At 45.4% G+C, this 17287-nt stretch carries 18 protein-coding genes and 1 pseudogene; 13 read left to right on the forward strand and 6 right to left on the reverse strand.

Features of this window, described 5'->3' with window-relative positions; translation table 11 throughout:
• Positions 1 to 87: 87 nt before the first annotated feature.
• From C7R94_RS04310 to C7R94_RS04340, 7 genes are all read left to right on the forward strand, one after another.
• Entirely contained in the window at positions 88 to 675 is a 588-nt protein-coding gene (locus tag C7R94_RS04310) for a sensor domain-containing protein (protein ID WP_106778617.1), read from the forward strand.
• Positions 676 to 679: 4 nt separating this feature from the next.
• Positions 680 to 2488, forward strand: coding sequence for a helix-turn-helix transcriptional regulator (locus tag C7R94_RS04315; RefSeq protein WP_106778618.1), 1809 nt, complete (start codon positions 680 to 682; stop codon positions 2486 to 2488).
• A 311-nt stretch (positions 2489 to 2799) separates the two neighbouring features.
• Positions 2800 to 3060 (forward strand): hypothetical protein, encoded by a 261-nt coding sequence (locus C7R94_RS04320; RefSeq protein WP_233220474.1) that lies wholly within the window; start codon positions 2800 to 2802, stop codon positions 3058 to 3060.
• Between the two features lie 118 nt (positions 3061 to 3178).
• Positions 3179 to 3544 (forward strand): Imm3 family immunity protein, encoded by a 366-nt coding sequence (locus tag C7R94_RS04325; protein ID WP_158264650.1) that lies wholly within the window; start codon positions 3179 to 3181, stop codon positions 3542 to 3544.
• A 135-nt stretch (positions 3545 to 3679) separates the two neighbouring features.
• Positions 3680 to 4303 (forward strand): hypothetical protein, encoded by a 624-nt coding sequence (locus C7R94_RS04330; RefSeq protein ID WP_106778620.1) that lies wholly within the window; start codon positions 3680 to 3682, stop codon positions 4301 to 4303.
• 434 nt (positions 4304 to 4737) lie between these two features.
• On the forward strand, positions 4738 to 5322 hold the full coding sequence (locus C7R94_RS04335; RefSeq protein ID WP_106778621.1) for a hypothetical protein: 585 nt from the start codon (positions 4738 to 4740) through the stop codon (positions 5320 to 5322).
• Positions 5323 to 5340: 18 nt separating this feature from the next.
• Complete coding sequence (locus tag C7R94_RS04340) at positions 5341 to 6237, forward strand: nucleotidyl transferase AbiEii/AbiGii toxin family protein (RefSeq protein WP_233220475.1); 897 nt, start codon at positions 5341 to 5343, stop codon at positions 6235 to 6237.
• A 201-nt stretch (positions 6238 to 6438) separates the two neighbouring features.
• Here the strand turns inward: C7R94_RS04340 and C7R94_RS30515 are convergent.
• Positions 6439 to 6613: pseudogene (locus tag C7R94_RS30515) on the reverse strand (DUF1259 domain-containing protein); the annotation flags it as partial.
• Between the two features lie 146 nt (positions 6614 to 6759).
• On the opposite strand from C7R94_RS30515, the gene C7R94_RS04345 reads away from it, so the two are divergent.
• The 4 genes from C7R94_RS04345 to C7R94_RS04360 all read left to right on the forward strand — a co-directional run bounded on the left by C7R94_RS04345 (position 6760) and on the right by C7R94_RS04360 (position 9608).
• Positions 6760 to 7176, forward strand: coding sequence for a hypothetical protein (locus C7R94_RS04345; protein ID WP_106778623.1), 417 nt, complete (start codon positions 6760 to 6762; stop codon positions 7174 to 7176).
• 373 nt (positions 7177 to 7549) lie between these two features.
• Positions 7550 to 8002, forward strand: coding sequence for a Dps family protein (locus C7R94_RS04350; protein WP_047070550.1), 453 nt, complete (start codon positions 7550 to 7552; stop codon positions 8000 to 8002).
• Positions 8003 to 8194: 192 nt separating this feature from the next.
• Positions 8195 to 9133, forward strand: a complete 939-nt coding sequence (gene coaA, locus C7R94_RS04355) for a type I pantothenate kinase (RefSeq protein ID WP_233220476.1) — start codon at positions 8195 to 8197, stop codon at positions 9131 to 9133.
• Positions 9134 to 9155: 22 nt separating this feature from the next.
• Complete coding sequence (locus tag C7R94_RS04360; protein WP_106778625.1) at positions 9156 to 9608, forward strand: 2-thiouracil desulfurase family protein; 453 nt, start codon at positions 9156 to 9158, stop codon at positions 9606 to 9608.
• Between the two features lie 31 nt (positions 9609 to 9639).
• Here the strand turns inward: C7R94_RS04360 and C7R94_RS04365 are convergent, their stop codons facing one another.
• The 3 genes from C7R94_RS04365 to C7R94_RS04375 all read right to left on the reverse strand — a co-directional run bounded on the left by C7R94_RS04365 (position 9640) and on the right by C7R94_RS04375 (position 12753).
• On the reverse strand, positions 9640 to 10170 hold the full coding sequence (locus tag C7R94_RS04365) for a hypothetical protein (RefSeq protein ID WP_158264651.1): 531 nt from the start codon (positions 10168 to 10170) through the stop codon (positions 9640 to 9642).
• A gap of 91 nt (positions 10171 to 10261) precedes the next feature.
• Positions 10262 to 11785, reverse strand: coding sequence for a glycine betaine uptake BCCT transporter (locus tag C7R94_RS04370; protein ID WP_106778627.1), 1524 nt, complete (start codon positions 11783 to 11785; stop codon positions 10262 to 10264).
• Positions 11786 to 11880: 95 nt separating this feature from the next.
• Positions 11881 to 12753: a LysR family transcriptional regulator gene (locus C7R94_RS04375; RefSeq protein ID WP_106778628.1), complete on the reverse strand. Its 873-nt coding sequence runs from the start codon at positions 12751 to 12753 to the stop codon at positions 11881 to 11883.
• 155 nt (positions 12754 to 12908) lie between these two features.
• On the opposite strand from C7R94_RS04375, the gene C7R94_RS04380 reads away from it, so the two are divergent.
• Complete coding sequence (locus C7R94_RS04380; RefSeq protein ID WP_106778629.1) at positions 12909 to 14201, forward strand: NCS2 family permease; 1293 nt, start codon at positions 12909 to 12911, stop codon at positions 14199 to 14201.
• Between the two features lie 145 nt (positions 14202 to 14346).
• On the opposite strand, the gene C7R94_RS04385 is transcribed toward C7R94_RS04380, so the two are convergent.
• Together C7R94_RS04385 and C7R94_RS04390 are read right to left on the reverse strand one after the other, a co-directional pair.
• Positions 14347 to 15408, reverse strand: coding sequence for a hypothetical protein (locus C7R94_RS04385; protein ID WP_206767913.1), 1062 nt, complete (start codon positions 15406 to 15408; stop codon positions 14347 to 14349).
• A gap of 159 nt (positions 15409 to 15567) precedes the next feature.
• Positions 15568 to 16524: a GntR family transcriptional regulator gene (locus tag C7R94_RS04390; RefSeq protein WP_106778631.1), complete on the reverse strand. Its 957-nt coding sequence runs from the start codon at positions 16522 to 16524 to the stop codon at positions 15568 to 15570.
• Positions 16525 to 16663: 139 nt separating this feature from the next.
• Here C7R94_RS04390 and C7R94_RS04395 point away from each other — a divergent pair, with 139 nt between their 5' ends.
• Positions 16664 to 17191: an HPP family protein gene (locus C7R94_RS04395; protein ID WP_106778691.1), complete on the forward strand. Its 528-nt coding sequence runs from the start codon at positions 16664 to 16666 to the stop codon at positions 17189 to 17191.
• The last annotated feature ends 96 nt before the right edge of the window (positions 17192 to 17287 follow it).

Consider the following 17287-nt stretch of genomic DNA (forward strand, 5'->3'; position numbering starts at 1 on the left):
GGCTCATGTGACGCGCAGTGGTTTACGGTAATGGCAGACCGTCATCATCATGTCGGAAAAGGTATAGATAGGAGCGAGTTAGCTTATATGAAAAGAGCGATCATGCGTAATGTTCAAAATGTTATCTTTTTGCTGTATACATTTGTCTCGGGAGTATTTTATTTATGTTTTTACTTGGTCAGTATTGTGCTTGGCTTGGCCTTGTCATTTACCGTAGTGGGAATTCCGTTGCTCACCAATGTGTTGCGTACAACTCAAACCTTTGTCCAGCATGAACGTATTCAGACGAAGATTTATACAGATATTTCCATAGAACCGTTGGCAATGAGACAAAGAGCAAAGGGAAATCAATGGATGCAGGCAAAGGCGGAATTAATGGATGTGAGAAACTGGATATCCGTTTATTGGCTGATGAAAAAATTTGTCCTAGGCTGTATCTGCCTGGTGGTCGGAGTGCTCATCTACATTGCACCCGTATGTTTTGCGATCGTACCGTTGTTCTATCCTTTCGTGGAGCTACATTTTTTAGGGAGCGTAGTGGATTCAGAGCTGAAGGCATTGCAAATTATGGGTTTAGGATTCATACTCATGATCGGATGCTCCAAGCTAGGGAACGGTCTGGTACAATTAGTTGGTGGGTACACGCGCTTGATGTTCAAAGCAATTAGGGGATGATGGTTTGTTAGATATCGTAAAACAATGGGCTTGGTATGACTGGGTGATGTTTTTTTTACGTCTGATCGTTTGCTTTTCACTCACCGTTACAACTGTAAAATTTGGAGAGTATCTCACGCTGCCCTTATGGATGGTTATACTTTGGGAAGTGATGGTTTTTTCCGTCCCGTGGATTTGTTTAATGCTGAGCTATCGTTACTATCTGATAGCAGAAATGCTCTTGTTTGGCGGATTATCGATTTATCTCACGTCTATGTTTCCAGAGGCGTACCTTACTTTATTGATGCCAGCTTTTTTAATTGCCGCCAATAGTGCGGAGAAATCGTTTCGCTGGTCGGCTCCCATTACGATTGTTTTTATCCCACTGGTGATTATGTTTTTTTCTCGTGCATTTGATGTCTTCGTGATTTTTTCGCAAGTCGGGCTTGCTTATGCGATAGGGTTTGCTTTTCATTTGCTCATCGTCAACCATCGTCAAAATGAAATTATTCGCAAGCAAAACAGTGTCCTGGAGCAATACCTCACCCAAATCGAGAGAGTGACTCTGCTGGAGGAGCGGGATCGGCTTTCCAAGGACCTGCATGATACGATGGGGCATTCCTATGTCTCGATCATCATGGGGATGGAAACCTTACGTCAGGATATAGCGTCGAAGGAAGGGGTGCAAAAGCTCGAATCCCTCTTGCAGCTTGCGCGAAAAGGCATGAAGGAAGTGAGAGGGTACTTGCATCAGATGGGGTCACCGCAAGAGACGCTTCCCTTGGTTCATTCGCTGAGGCAGCTTGCGGAGGAGTTTCAGACACATGCAAAAGTGAATGTGCGGTTTCGTGCGATTGGAGAAGAGTATCCGGTCGGCAAACAGGTGAAAATGACCTTGTTTCGCTGCTTGCAGGAGTCATTGACGAATGCCGTACGCCACGGACACGCTACGGAGATCGTCGTTTCCTTGCATTTTGAGCAGCAACAGACGAGGCTGGAGGTACAGGATAACGGTCACGGGGTGGAAAATTGGGAGGATGGCTTCGGCATCACGACGATGAAAGAGCGGGCCGCTCTTTTGCAAGGAAGAGTAGCCGTATACTCAGAGCGGGGAGAAGGAACGCTCGTTACTTGTTTGGTGCCGAGGATGGTAGAGAGCGCCGATGAAATCATTCGTTTGTTTATCGTCGATGATCACTCGTTTATTCGGGAAAGCTTGCGCTCCATATTAGAGGGACAGCGGGATCTACGGGTAGTCGGGTTAGCCGGGGATGGGGCGCAGGCTGTGGAGCTGTGCGAGGAGCTGGAACCAGACCTTGTGCTGATGGACTTGGAGATGCCAAATATGGACGGGATTACTGCGACAAAACGAATAAAGGAAAAATGGCCTGGTATTCGTGTCCTTGTCCTGTCTACGTTTCAGGATACTGAAAAAGCCAAGGAAATCATGCGCAGTGGTGCAGACGGCTATCTCTTGAAATCGATCGATTCACGAGAGCTTGCGGAAACAATCCGCCTCGTCCATCGCGGTGGTACGATGATTGCACAGGACCTGTTTCATAAAATGCTGGATGCACAGCCAGTAAACGAACAGGAAGATTTGCTCGTTGAGCCGAAACTAAGCGAAAAAGACGAGAATGCTTATGGTTTAACGAAGCGGGAGCAGGAGATTTTGCAGATGCTTTCCCAAGGCATGCGCTATAAAACAATCGCTTCCAAGCTATATTTGTCAGACGGGACCGTGCGTAACTATGCATCTGCTCTGTATGACAAGCTCGGAGTGCGGAATCGGGATGACGCGGTACAAAAAGGGAAAATGGAAGGACTTCTGTAACGTGTGATAGCCAGGGAGGTAGGCCCTGGCTTTTTTGCTTTTTCCTGTCTTATTCACGGCTTTACACCAGATAGAGTAGGGCATAGAAGAGCAGTTCGATTTAAATGATGTGGATGAACAATTATCAGGAGAGGAAAGGCAGATCTGTCTATTCGAATAAAGGAAGTATTGAGTAAACGATAGAATACAGCCTGATTAAAAACTTATTCCAACTGAATGATGAGAGGGAATGAGCCTTTTCGTGACATGAAAATGTAAAGAAAATCAATTTACCGGCTCCTAATGAGTTTTCACAAGATTGGGAGTATGAAGTGTCCGATTCCCCAAGAGTAGCCGATTTCTTATTTGCATATGAAAACTTTAATAACTTTAATCTAGAGATAGAGGAAAAGTTTGCTTTAATGATTGTTATTATTTCCTCATACGATGATGCGATGGTAAAAGAAAAGGATGAGGAGAGTTGGGCTACCTCCATAAGGAATAATCTCCTTAAAGATATTCGCATTCATAAGAATACGATTGATTATTGGGCGATGTCGGATGAGGCCGATTTGGATAATTGCTTTTTGTAACACCTTTTATAAGAGAGATCGTAAATGTAGCTAAGCTAGGTGGTTGAAATTAAACTTCCATAAGGCTTATCCCACCTTTAACGATGAGGGAAACATGAGAGTAAATGGAGGGTTAAACATGCATTGGGAGTACGAGGAATTATTTGAGGCAATCATTGAAATGTACCAAGAGTATAGAGCAAAGGACATGAGGGATACTCAAGCGCTGTCTAGGACCCTTGGTGAATTTGAAACAACGATGAACCTTGGTATCTTGGAAAAATCGATAGTCATGATAGCCTACGGAGAGATATTATTAACCCACTCGGCAGTATTTCACAAATCCAAAGAGTATCTTTTAAAAGAATTGGATCGTTTGAATATGCAGCAACTAAAGGAAAAACTGTCACTGGAACAATTCGATAATCTTATTACACGAAAAACCCTGTTATTAGAAAAAATTGAACAGAAGCCAATTGCATATCATTTAGATAAGATAGTTTAACTGGAATTTTTCAACCCAAATCCCCTAAGAAATTTGACAACTATTTACATAAAGTTGTATATTAAACTACTAAATGTAACCCCCTATATACATAAACAATTCTTCTATCCAAACTCCACGAGGAGGAATGACACGATGGAAATGTCTATCACAAGAGGACTGTCAGAATTAAAGTTACTCGATAAAAGAATCCAAAAAGGAATCAATGAAACGACTTTCATGTCCTCGGCCATTGGACCTAAGCCAGTAACTGGCTATACTTCAACTGAACTGTATGTGGAAACGACAGAGCGCAACTACCAATCCACCATTGATCTAATAAAAAGAAGACAAAAAATTAAGTCGCTGATCGTCGAGTCCAACGCGAAGACGATGGTAACGATTAGCGGCAAGAGAATGACAGTTGCCGAAGCAATCGAGCGAAAAACCTCCATTCAATATGAGAAATTACTGCTGGAGAAAATGAGAAGAGATTACAATCACGCTGTCACGCAGGTTGAAGAGAAAAATGAAGAAGTACAGCTGCGATTAGAAAAGCTGCTCGAAGCGAACTTTGGCAAAGACTCCAAGGTGAAGGATACAGAAATGGAAGCGATCTCCAAACCGTTTAAAGAGCAAAATGAAGCGAAGCTCGTAGACCCATTGAAGTTGAAAGAGAAAATGGATACGCTCAGTAAAGAAATCGATGAGTTTGAGTGTGAAGTCGATTTTATTTTAAGTGAATCCAATACGATTACCAAAATCAATCTTGTGGATTAACAGTGTGTTTTGCTGCTAATCATTTGAATAGCTGATAAACGAGAGTCCCTTACCTAGTGGGTTAACTAGGCCATCCTAAAACTATTTGGTAAATATGAGGATGAAAGCTCAAAGGTTAGCGCTCAGATTTCAAAACTTACGTATCAAAGCTCTTTAGGCTCAAAGATCAGGACTTAGGCTTTAAGACTCGATGAAATCTTGGAGTACTGGTCCATAAAAGTGCACTCTCTGGACTTTTCAGCAACCACCAAGCTAAATGATTAGCAACTAGCACTCATTCGAAGTAGAGATATGTTGAGAATTGATTTTCAACGTATCTCTACTTTTTTATTTTAAACGAAACGGTTAAGAGATAGCGAAGATATGTCGATACAAATAGGAAGAAAAGGAAATAAATTGATTGTGCCATACAAGGAAAGTCAGGGAGTGAAGTAATGGAATTTGAGTTTCATGTTACCTTCAACGATCTACAACTTGATGAAAAGGAAGCTTTTATCGATCTCTGCCAATCGCAACAAGTGAAGCCGGTCATGATCGTTTTGGATCAGGGAAATTACATCAATCAACCGATGATAACAGGAGTAATTAAACGACCAGGTTTTCATGAAGCCAATATAGAGATGGAAAAGATTGCAGCTACGTTTCAAAACAACGGTTTTACCATCGTCCGAAAAAAAGTAGAGATTTCACCAAAGGAAGAAACGTACTTTTACCAGCCCATCCTAAAAAACTCGAAGCCTTACTTCGAATGGCATGGCAAAGTACAGGTCGATGATGTCGCGGCGTTACGAAATTTATGCGAGGGTCATGGCGGACATATTTCGAGAAACTCTTTGAATGCAAATGGAAAAGTGAGATTTATCACCGTCCGAGAATATGAAAGCCCGAAACAGTTTTATGATCGAGTAGAAATGATACATACCATTTTGCAAGCAAATCAGATCGGGCTAATTAAAGAACAATATGAACTATGTATTTATGACAGCCGCGAAGAGCTGGACAGCGGTTGGATTTCCTAATTTTTAAGATGGAGGATCATGATGATTACATACGACGATGTAGCAGGGTTGGAATATGAAGCGAGAGAGCTCATTGTTTTGGAAGCACTGTTGAGAAGAATTGCTCTTGTGAATATGCCCTTTGTATTAAAAGGCAGCCTTCTAACCAGACAATATTTGGACAACCGAGAGATTCGGGACGCGGATGATATCGACTTATTGTATGCCGGGAAGATCAGGGACGTCGAACATGCCCATGAAGTATTTACGCAATGGATGATTCAAGTAACCGAAATGGATCTAAACGACGGCGTCGTGTTTAGAAGTTTTCGCGAGAATGCATTTTGGAGATATATCGATTACGCTATGGCAGATGATTTTCCGACGATCAATACGGATATTGCCTATTATTTCAAGGGTCAAACAAGGGAAGCAAATGACTATAACGAGCTGAATCTGGATATTTCGTTTAACTTGGAAATGGATGCAGACCCGGTTCCGCTGGAGTACCAACCTGTCTTTGGGGATCGTTTTCTTGTTCCGTACACCGTACCCCTGTCCATCCAGGTTGCTTGGAAGCTGCATCAAACGATTGTCAGGCCGAGGTTTAAAGACTTGTACGATTTGAAATTCTTACTCTCTCATCCGTCCTATGACAACGAAGCGCTCAAGGAAACATTACAGGCGCTCGTGAACGAATGCAGTATCGATCCAGCTATTAAAAAAACGGATATGAAAAAGGTGCTTGTTGATGATTTACATCACATATACGATTCATTATCCTACGATTACCACTTGAGAAAATATGCTGGCAGCATGGATCGTGGACTCTATTTTACGCAGTTTGTCACTGAGTTGCGCAAAAAGATGGACATTGCCGGGATTAATGGGTATGCGTTTGAAAGTTTACCGAGTCCAGCACTAAAAAAATTGTAACAGGATAGTAAGTGAAGTAGGCTTATTCCGTCTTTCAAGTTAGAAGGAATGAGCTTTTTTAAATGTCCTGGAGGTGTGCGGATGAATTTTTTCTTGAAACCAAGCACGATCATATTCTGCCTAGTTTTGTTAATAGGAAATCTGAACGTAATTCCTTCGCAGAACACTAGTCTATGGTTACAAATATTGATCCTAATAGTGTGACGTCACTTTAATCCCACGTTTGCGGAGATTCGACATCAAACGGTTCACCTGATTTTGGTGAACGGCAGTCTCAACCAAACAAAGCACGACCCGAACTATCTAGGGATTCAAACGAAAACATTTGAGCTCGAACTAAAGGGGATAGCGTTCGTCCCGACTCGCCCCCTAATATTCTTCCGAATCAGATTGCTTCTAGGTGCTAGTTATTCTCCCATAGCACACTGTATATAAGAAAAAAAGACCGCACGACAGGAAAGAGCTAGAACTGTATTGGGAAGATATGAGAAAAAACCTGAATATTGAATTGAGGTGACCAGCATGTACAAAGAATTAGATGTTTTCATAACAGGCTGCCAAAATACCGTTGATTATTGGTATGATGTTGGTTGCATAATAGCGTCTGACATGCTAGCGAAGTTCAGCAAAAAGGATTGGGAAGACCTGTCCATTCATGTGCTGATGAAACCGTTAGAATGGCAGCGAAAACTCGCATACTGTATGGATAGTTCTTGTAATGAGCATGAGTTGAACATTCTACTATCGTTGCTGGATACGGATGATGAGGAACTTTTCGTGATCTGTGTAGATACGTTGAGAAGCTATACCACTCTAGAAGGGAAACAAATGATACGTGAAAATCCTGCCATACTCGTTCGCGTAAATGAATTGCTTCCCAGAGCTGGCGTTGCGACTAGGGGAGTATTAGAGGATTTTCTTGTGAAAATACATGGCTAATACTTGTGCTGCTAAATTACGGAGAGCTATATAAAAGCAGCGAAGACAGTTCTAAGCTACAATTGCTGAAATATGAAAATGTATTTCAAGATTGCCTCGTCTTTGACACACTTGGCTTGTTGTGAATGCAGTCTTTGCAGTTGGAAATAGGGCGAGGAACTGCAATTCGTTTCAGGAGTATCATTCGGAAAAAGATATAGTTGCCATAGTGGGGAAAACTCGGAAATCACGGGATATTTCCTAGTCGATAATCAAGATGGCGAATTGAAAGTGTGCTGGCAAGTGTTTAACGAAATTCATACTGGTATAGAACCGCCCAATTCACCACATACTACAAACGCTATATCTATACCATGAGAGGTGGAGCGTCCGGATGAGTATGACAATGAGTCGGCCCGTAACCGACGTACTTAATAAACAGGTTGCCAACTGGTCTGTGCTGTATATGAAGCTGCATCATTATCACTGGTTTGTCAAAGGCCCGAATTTTTTTACCCTGCATGAAAAATTCGAGGAGCTATACAACGAAGCAGCCAAAAATGTGGATGAGCTGGCAGAGCGGCTGTTAACGGTTGGGGGCAAGCCTGTTTCGACGTTGAAGGCCTGTATGGAGCAGGCTTCCATTAAGGAAGCGACAGGTGGAGAGTCTGCGGATCAGATGGTAGAGGCAGTCGTGAATGATTTTACACTCCTGATCAAAGAGCTCAAAGAAGGTATTACAGCCGCGGAAGCAGGGGACGATGAAGCGACTGGCGATATGTTCTTAGGGATCATGGACAGCCTGCAAAAGCATGTGTGGATGCTGCAAGCCCACTTGGGAAAATAACAAGAAATTCTTTTACAAGCAAAGCTGATGCCATGGGGTATCGGCTTTTTTCCTATGTACTCATGAAGGCAAAGTGCAGAGCAGCTCTGATTTGGGGCAACCCCCTTGTTCCCAAGAAAGTCATGCTGGTGTAAACTAACTTTGTGTTGAATTAAAGAAAGCACTTTCATGATGGAAAGGATGTACATTCCCATGGCATCACCCTATGTTACATTTAATCGCGAGCAGTGGAGTGCTCTGCGGGCTTCCACGCCGTTGACCATATCTGATAACGAGCTTTCCCTTTTGCAGGGCTTGAACGAGAAAATGTCCATGACCGAGGTCTCCGACATTTACCTTCCGTTGTCCCGTCTGCTGAATTTGTATGTCGGGGGCACGCAGGAGCTGTACCAGGCGACTCACACTTTTTTAGGGAACCAGGATGGCAAGGTTCCATTCATTATTGGTATCGCAGGCAGTGTGGCTGTAGGAAAAAGCACAACGGCTCGCATTTTGCAAACGCTGTTGTCCCGCTGGCCGAATCATCCGAAGGTCGATTTGGTTACGACAGATGGATTCCTGTATCCGAACAAGGTTCTAGAAGACAGAGGGATCATGAAGCGCAAGGGATTCCCGGAGAGTTATGACTTGCGACGCTTTATCCATTTTTTATCCGATGTAAAATCGGGTTTGCCTGAAGTGAAAGCGCCAGTTTATTCCCATCTTGTGTATGATATCGTGCCAGATGAATGGCAGACCGTAAGACAGCCTGACATTTTGATTGTCGAAGGCTTGAATGTGCTGCAACCGCCTAGAGGTGACGAAAACGATGCTCGTATTTCCGAGGTCATTGTTTCCGATTTCTTTGACTTCACGATCTACGTGCACGCGGAAGAGAAGCATATCCTGCAATGGTATGTAGAGCGATTCAAGCTGCTGCGTCAGACAGCGTTTTCCGATCCGTCCTCGTATTTCAAGCGTTATGCGAGTTTGTCTGACGAAGAGGCGACTGAGGTAGCCACCGGTATTTGGACGGAGATCAATGGAGCTAACCTGCGCCAAAACATTTTGCCGACGCGTGTTCGCGCGCAATTGATTTTGGACAAGGGGCAGAATCATATGGTGCAAAGCGTGAAGCTACGCAAGCTGTAGACAAAAAGGGGGGACGGTTGTCATGAAAGTGATTAGTGCCTGTTTGATCGGCTGTGAATGCCGTTACGATCAGAAGTCATGCTTGGACCAAGAGCTGGAGCAATTGCTCCGGGAAGGAAAGGCTATTCCCGTCTGTCCTGAACAGCTGGGAGGCTTGCCAACACCACGACCGCCAGCAGAAATCATCGGGGGGACTGGCGAAGATGTTCTGGATGGCAAAGCACGCATCATAGATGACACTGGCCGAGACGTCACAGAGGAATTTTTGATGGGGGCCAACCAAGCGCTGAAGCTGGCGAAAACGGTTGGAGCCACATCCGCCATCTTAAAAGAAAACAGCCCGTCCTGTGGAAGCTCCTTCGTTTACGATGGCAGCTTTTCCGGGAAAAAAGTGCCAGGTGTCGGGCTGACGGCAGCGCTGTTTCGCAGAAACGGGATTGAGGTAACATCTGAGACGAAAACATCTAATGAATAACAAAGGGGGGCGCGCTGAATAGCGTCCCCCTTTACAATCTGCTCATATAATAAGCGGTCTCTTCAAGCAACTCCTGTATTTTGAACCAAGAACGCCAGAGAGAAAAACTGAAGAAAACACATGCAACAAATGCTAGAGCAGGAAGGCTACTATCGCGAATAACATTTCGCAGTATAAACCAAACGGACAGTATGTACGACAAGATTAGGAAATAAAAGATGACATTGCGCTCTTCTCGAATGAGCAGATCGATTTTATCCTCCAGTAATGAAAACTCCAGTTGGTTGTCTTTGTGCATTTGTTGGCGATCTACTCGAGTGTGTGGGGTTGCAAAGCTGTACAGCTCTATTTCTTCCCTGTTTGGTTCCTTGAGAAATTCCACTTGAAACATCACACCTGTAAAAGTCGAACGTTTCATGTACAGATTGTCGGTATAGAGGCGATTTTGATTTTCCCATACTTGCAAGATAATAAACGAGGCAATGAATAGTGTGAAGACAATCATCAATTTCCAGTACGGTATCGGTACCATCTTTTTTCGAAAAGAACGACCTAGCTCCATGCGATCAAATCCTTTGAAATTTTTACCATATAATACCACGAAAAAGACCCTTCACGAAGCATGCTGCCTGATGGAAGGGTCTTCCTGCCTTTTACAACTCCTTCAACAACCTCTCCAGCTTTTTCTGCTGTTCTTTCCGTTTTTTCTTCGCAATCCGGTCTTCTTCTTGCAGGGCCATAACGAGTGAGAAGCACATCAGGACCATGATGACGGTGAAAGGCAACGCTGCCACAATGGAGGCTGTCTGCAGGCCTTCTAAGCCGCCGCTTAACAACAGAACGATCGCGATAGCAGATTGGAGGACGCCCCAGGTGAATTTTACCCGATTCGACGGGTCCAGATTGCCATCAGAAGACAGCATGCCAAGCACGAAAATAGCTGAATCCGCCGATGTGATAAAAAACGTGATGATCAACAAAATCGCAACGACAGCGAGAATGTACCCCATGGGCAACTGCTCCAGTGCGAGGAACAACGCAGTCGAGATGTCACTTTGTACCGCTGCCCCTATAGGTGCTTGATCAAAAATTTCGAGGTGAAGCGCAGTCCCGCCAAACACCGAAAACCAAATGAAGCTCAACAAACTCGGAACGAGCATCACGCAAATGACGAATTCCTTGATCGTGCGACCTTTGGAGACACGTGCGATAAACATGCCGACGAACGGCGCCCAGGCAATCCACCACGACCAGTAAAACAGCGTCCAGTTGGCTACCCATGTCCCTTGTGTAAAAGGGGTCAGCCGCAAGCTCATGGAAATGAGATTGTTCAAATAGCTGCCCAGCGTGCTCGTGAAGGCGTCAAAAATAAACGAAGTAGGACCAAATACGAGCGTCAGCAGAAGGAGCATCAAGGCCAATATCAGATTCGTATTGCTCAAATACTTGATACCCCGATCCAGTCCTGTCGTAGCCGAGAGCAGAAATAGGACTGTAATAATGGAAATGATCACGATTTGGACAGTGGTGTTGGACGGCAATCCGAAGAGGTGAGACAAGCCACCGTTTATTTGCAGGGTCCCCAAGCCGAGGGAGGTAGCGACCCCGAACGCAGTGGCGATGACCGCCAGAATATCGATCGCTTTTCCAAGTGGTCCGTGTACGCGTTCACCGAGCAGCGGGCCAAAGGTGGAGGAAATCAAGCCCTTCGTCCCTTTGCGAAATTGAAAATACGCGAGAGCGAGCGCAATGAGAGCGTAGATCCCCCAAGGATGCAGCCCCCAGTGAAAAAACGCATAGCGCAGAGCAGTTTGTGCGGCTTCGGTCGTTTGTCCTGGCACACCTGCAGGCGGAGAAAAGTAATGAGAGATGGGCTCCGCAACACCCCAAAAGACAAGTCCAATCCCCATCCCAGCAGAAAACAGCATGGCAAACCACGTAGGGAGCGAATATTCCGGCTCGTCATCGTCGCTCCCTAAAGGGATTTGTCCGTATCTGCTAAAGGCAAGGAAGATGCAAAAGATCAGAAAACCGAAAGTCACGATTAAATAAAACCAGCCAAAATTCGTCGTGGTCACCTTCAGGACATGGGAAGCCGCAGAGGCGAAAAGCTCAGGAGAAATCGCGCCGAACAGCACAATGACAAATACAATGACCAACGATATCAGGAAAGTCATCTTTATCCTCCCGGGAATCTACAAGAAATGGTAATAGTTTATCATCCCGCGGGATTTCCAAGATTATTCTTGGATGTGATTGCCCTTGAATGGAGTCATGATGAAAACGTCTCGATAAACCGATTCGCTGCTTTGGACAGATGGCGTCCAGACTGCCAAACGACAGCAGCGGAAGAATAAATGGAAGTTCCGGAGAGTCGAATCCCGCGAATTTGTTCGCTCTGATGAGTCTCCCATGCCGAGATGGGGACGATGGAGGAACCGACCGAGGAGGCGACCATGCTGACGATGAGAGAGATGTCCGGGCACTCGCAGATGACATGCGGTTCCACGCCTAGACGGGAGAATTCCTTGATAATCAAGTCGTAGATGCCCAAGCCTGGCGTACTCGGCATAATGAGCGGGAGCTGGGCGATCTCGCGCATTTCGATTTCTTTACGATCGGCATAAGGGGAGGTGGCAGGAACGATGAGCACAAAATCCTCTTCCTCCAACGGAATCATGGTGCAGTTGTTCAGCGAGTGGGGGAGACGCACGATAGCGACTTCTATGGTTCTGCGCTCCAGCCACTGATTGAGGAGCTGCGTATCGCCTTTCCAGATTTTATACGTAATGAGCGGATATTTTTGCTGAAACACGCGAATTTGCTCTGGCAGGCGATAAGCCGACAGTGCACTGACACCGATGGAAAGCGTCCCACGAATGCCTTCTCCTGTTTCTTTTACCTCGGAGAGAGCTTCCTCCATTTGATGAACGATATTGAGCGCCTGTTTATAGAGAGTGACGCCTGCTTCTGTCAGGACCATTTGTTTTCCTGATCGCTCAACGAGCATGATTCCGAGCTCCTCCTCCATTTGTTTCAGCTGCTGACTCAAAGGCGGCTGGGCCATGTTCAGTCTTTTAGCTGCTCCCGTTATCTGACCTTCTTCTGCTATGGCGATAAAGTAACGCAGTTGTCGAATGTCCACACACAATGCCTTCTTTCCTTACGAGAATAGTTCCATATGAAAACGATATGAAAATTAGATTTTATGGATATTTTTCATATTGATGAAGCTATGATAGCATGTTTCGTGTGAATCTTCACTTCATGGAAAAGACATAAAAGAAAGAAGGGAAATCCGTGCGTACGTGGATGGAAAAGCTATTTCACTTGCGCGCTTACGACACGACGTTTCAAAGGGAACTCATCGCCGGATTTATTGGCTTTGTCACCATTGTCTACATTGTTGCCGTAAACGCTTCGATTTTAAATGATGCTGGAATACCGATGGAAGCAGGCATTCTAGCGACTGTATTGACGGCATTTATCGGGTCACTTCTCATGGCCTTTTGGGCAAATGCTCCTATTATTCTGGTTCCCGGCATGGGGATCAATGCTCTATTTACGTTCACGTTATGCCAATCGATGGGCCTTACTTGGCAGGAAGCATTGGCAGCTGTTTTTGTTTCGGGTCTGATCTTTAGTGTGATTGCCTTTACCAAGGCCGCGAAGATATTGTCCAGTGCGATTCCTTCTTCGCTAAAAGAAGCGATTACCGTAGGGATTGGATTGTTCTTGACCTTCATCGGTCTGCAAAAAGGCGGGCTGATCGTCATGAATCCGTCTACTTTTGTCGCGCTGGGTGACTTGTCCAGCCCGCATGTGATCGTCACGCTAATTACTTTGATTGTTACGTTGATTTTGTTTATTCGAAATGTGCCGGGCAACTTCTTGATCGGAATTGCGGTTGGTACAGGACTTGGCTTTTTGTTCGGGATTGTCGAGCCAGGAGGGGGAGGATCGTTTTCGTTTGCGGATTACGGAAGCGTATTTGCGGGTCTTTCCTTTTCTGCCATTTGGGCGTTGCCATTTTGGATCGCGACCTTCTCATTGGCAATGGTCATCGTCTTTGAAAATATTGGCCTGATTCATGGGCATACCTCGATGCTTGGACAGCCGGAGAAGTTCGGCCGTTCACTGCAAGCGAATGCGTTGTCGGCTGCCATCTCTGGTATTTTGGGAACCAGTCCGACAGTTTCGACGGTGGAGACCGCGGCAGGAATCGCAGCGGGAGGACGGACGGGACTGACAGCACTTGTAACAGGTACCTTGTTCCTGCTCTCGCTCGGTTTGCTTCCTGTTATCAAAATGATTCCGGATGGAGCCATTGCTCCGGTGCTCATCATCATTGGCGCACTGATGCTGCAAAATGTACAGAATATCAATCTGAAGGACTTCTCGGAAGGCTTCCCTGCCTTTTTGATCATCGCGATTATCCCGCTGTCCTACAGCATAGTAGATGGAATTGCGTTTGGATTCGTGGCGTACCCGCTCATGAAGCTCGCATTGGGCAAACGTCGGGAAGTGCCTGCGCTGATGTACGTCATCGCGGGATTGTTCTTGCTGAATCTCATGCTGCCGATCTTCACATAAAAGAGTAGGTTTCCCTCGACTTAGGTTGGGGGGTTTTTTGTTCTGTTCTCCCGGCGATTTGCCTCGTAAAACCTCAATCACAACGAAAAAGTCCCTTTGCCAATGAGAGAGGCAAAGGGATTATTCGTGGAGAGATGCGTATGAATTATCGTTTTACCAGCGTAAACGCTTGTTTTACTTGGTCGAGAGACATCATCAGAGGGATGAATTTCTTCCCTTCTTTGCTTGCTGGGTCAAATACTGTGTCTTGTGGCAAGCTTGCTACATATACCGTGTTGGTTGCTTGGTTACGTGCAATTTCGACGCCGACTGGCGGCTCGTCCGGGTTGTTCAGTTTTTTCCAGTCATTTTGGTCAAACGCGGTGATAACTACAACAGGTGTACGATCTTCCGGTTTCTCAGCATTGAAGATGAAGCGGGTTACACTCTTTGCTTCTGGCAGGAATTCGTCTGCATTTGGTCCAGTTTTTTCTTCGACAAGGATGTTGCCGTTCCAAGATTTTGGACCTTTAAAAGCAAAGGCTGCGTCTTGGCTTTTGAAAGTATCATGGTAGACTTCGAGTGGTGTTACAGCTGGTTCGAAGTTGGCACTCATCAATTCCCATTTTGTTTGGTTCCACTTCCATTTGGATTTGAGGTAGCCGCGAACGTCTGCATTGTAATCACCAGTCAGACGCTCTGTGCCTTCTAGGACGTAGAGGCCATTTTTGTTTAGGTCGATTGGCTTCAGCTCTACGAAGTCTGCTCCGACTACACCCGCTTTGTTTTTATCCAGACCTGGCAGGCTGAGCTCTTTCGCTTTTCCATCTTTCATCGTGTAGATGTGATTGGTTGTGTAGCCGCCGCTTCCGCCAGTGCTTGCAGTAACCATGATCTCGCCTTTTTTATCGTAAGTGAAATCTTGAACGGAGAGCTTCGGCTCGTAGCCGCTGTCCTTCACGTCGATGTGAAAAGATTTCTTCGTTTTGCCATCTGTTACTTTGATAGTGAGGTCTTTCACGTATGGGCTGTTTTTCTCTTTTTTTCCGTACAGAACGATTGTATCTGCGGTCTTGTCACCCGTTACGTCTGTTGTTTTTTTCGTAATCTCTTGCAAGCCTTTTGTTGTAGCAGTTGTGTTGCTTGCATCTGCTGTAATGGCATATCCTCCAGTGAAAAGTACGGAAGTAAGTACTGTTCCTGTTACGAGTTTGTTCAAGTGCTTCATGTGAAGAATCTCCTCCCCAGTCGCTGACTGATCATGATGAAAAGTGTAGTGTGCTGTATGTTGTGCTTGTCCTTGCTACACGTTCATTATGTACGATAGGGTGGATGTATTGGTTACAGACTATCGACATAAATCCTACAAATCAGTAACAGGTAAATATTAGGGTGCCAGGAGGTTGCTCGCTTCTTTTAGCAGTACTTCGCTGCTTTGCTCCAACAGCATGGGGTAGAGTCGTGTTTTGTCTGGAGCTAACGCGAGGAGCTGATCATATACCGCAGCGGAGGCATAGAGCAGGTCAGAAGCGTGGATAATCTGCTGCAAGGAGTGTGCATCAGCGAATCCTGCGGTCATGTGTTGAATCTGTTCGATACCAGCCTCTAGTACACGTCCTGCCATCCATTCCCCGCCTTTTTTTCCGAGACAAACAAATCCAACTGAACGGCCTGCCTCCAGGCGAGCGATCTCCAGAAGCGTGCTCGTCTGGGCATTTGCCCCAATGATGAGGACAGATTTGTGATAACGAGTAGCTAATTCTTTTACTTCGTCTGCATGGTTGACGGTGGTGACAATTTGGTCGGCATCTTGTAAGGCAGAGAGTACATCTGAATGGTTTTCAAGATAGGCAACCTGAATGGGCTGACCGATAATCTCTTCTATTTTCCTACGATAAAAAGGATGATCATGCTCGTGACATTCCACCAAGAGCCATCGGGCTTCTTTTTGGGACTGGGAAAGAAACAAATGTCCGTACGCAATGGAGGCAAGCATCAGCTCATCCAGTGAAAACGGAAGCTGCTGTGCTTCAGTCATGATGGTTTTGGCGTGATCATAAAGCGATTGCTGACGCATGCGAAAGGCAGTAATTGCAGATTTGTCGGCGATAGAGGTACCGCGACCCTTTTGCATATGGACGAGTCCTTCATCCCGTAGCTGCGTGTATACGGCATTGATGGTGTTGCGGTTGACCTGCAGCTGATCGGCTAATTGGGCAGCAGGTGGCAGCATTTCGCCCGGTTGAAGGTGGCCTACGCCAATAAGAAGCTTCAATTGTTCTTTGATTTGGATATGAATCGGGATTGGAAAGTCCGCATTTAGCCGCACAAGTGATTGAGTCATGGATATTCGCCTCACAGTTTGGTGTTTGTATTTTATTTTACTAAATATCTAGGTAACTAGCTATTATTTATGTTTTTGTTAGATAGCTTACAGAACAAGGAAGGGTCACTTGCTACGATGTGAGTAGGAGGTGGCTGTGTTGAGCGATGGATGGAGCATAAAGGAATTTGTAGCCAAAATGAAGGGGAGAAGCAGAACGCCTTTGAAAATATCTGGCTCGGTCGCTTTGATTGGAGGCCTTGGCGGATTGGTGACGATAGGGGTGTTGGGAATGCTGACGGAATTCACCACCGCTGTCTGGTTGATGGCTTCATTTGGAGCAAGCTGTGTGCTTGCTTTTGTGGCCTGGGATTCGCCGTTATCTCAGCCGCGCAATATCATCGGGGGCCATTTTTTCACCAGCTTGGTTGGCGTGCTGCTCTATCAAATAGGCGGATCGCAGCTATGGGTCGTAGCAGTTAGTGTCGGTCTGGCGATTGTCGCCATGCATGTGACGAAGACGACGCATCCTCCTGCGGGTGCTAATCCGATAGTCATTGTCATGGACGGCAAGGGGTGGGAGTTTTTATTGTCTCCGGTACTCATAGGGGCAGTAGTTGTTGTGCTGATTGCTTTGTTCGTCAATAACATGCACAAGAAACGTGCTTATCCTGTGTTTTGGGTATAGCAGTATCTAGGTAAAGTATGGCCGCCTTTTATGAGGTGGTCATTTTTTCATTTTGGAGGAAGAGTGTCGAGTAATTGACAAATGAATCAAAATACA

Source organism: Brevibacillus sp. NRRL NRS-603 (assembly GCF_003013445.1).
Classification (GTDB): Bacteria; Bacillota; Bacilli; order Brevibacillales; family Brevibacillaceae; genus Brevibacillus; species Brevibacillus formosus.

Bases quoted from the DNA above. Each gene is read 5' to 3' on its own strand.
- C7R94_RS04310 (WP_106778617.1), top strand. From the start codon at position 88: ATGAAAAGAGCGATCATGCGTAATGTTCAAAATGTTATCTTTTTGCTG.
- C7R94_RS04325 (WP_158264650.1), top strand. From the start codon at position 3,179: ATGCATTGGGAGTACGAGGAATTATTTGAGGCAATCATTGAAATGTAC.
- C7R94_RS04330 (WP_106778620.1), top strand. From the start codon at position 3,680: ATGGAAATGTCTATCACAAGAGGACTGTCAGAATTAAAGTTACTCGAT.
- C7R94_RS04335 (WP_106778621.1), top strand. From the start codon at position 4,738: ATGGAATTTGAGTTTCATGTTACCTTCAACGATCTACAACTTGATGAA.
- C7R94_RS04340 (WP_233220475.1), top strand. From the start codon at position 5,341: ATGATGATTACATACGACGATGTAGCAGGGTTGGAATATGAAGCGAGA.
- C7R94_RS04345 (WP_106778623.1), top strand. From the start codon at position 6,760: ATGTACAAAGAATTAGATGTTTTCATAACAGGCTGCCAAAATACCGTT.
- C7R94_RS04350 (WP_047070550.1), top strand. From the start codon at position 7,550: ATGAGTATGACAATGAGTCGGCCCGTAACCGACGTACTTAATAAACAG.
- coaA (WP_233220476.1), top strand. From the start codon at position 8,195: ATGGCATCACCCTATGTTACATTTAATCGCGAGCAGTGGAGTGCTCTG.
- C7R94_RS04360 (WP_106778625.1), top strand. From the start codon at position 9,156: ATGAAAGTGATTAGTGCCTGTTTGATCGGCTGTGAATGCCGTTACGAT.
- C7R94_RS04365 (WP_158264651.1), bottom strand. From the start codon at position 10,170: ATGGAGCTAGGTCGTTCTTTTCGAAAAAAGATGGTACCGATACCGTAC.
- C7R94_RS04370 (WP_106778627.1), bottom strand. From the start codon at position 11,785: ATGACTTTCCTGATATCGTTGGTCATTGTATTTGTCATTGTGCTGTTC.
- C7R94_RS04385 (WP_206767913.1), bottom strand. From the start codon at position 15,408: ATGAAGCACTTGAACAAACTCGTAACAGGAACAGTACTTACTTCCGTA.
- C7R94_RS04390 (WP_106778631.1), bottom strand. From the start codon at position 16,524: ATGACTCAATCACTTGTGCGGCTAAATGCGGACTTTCCAATCCCGATT.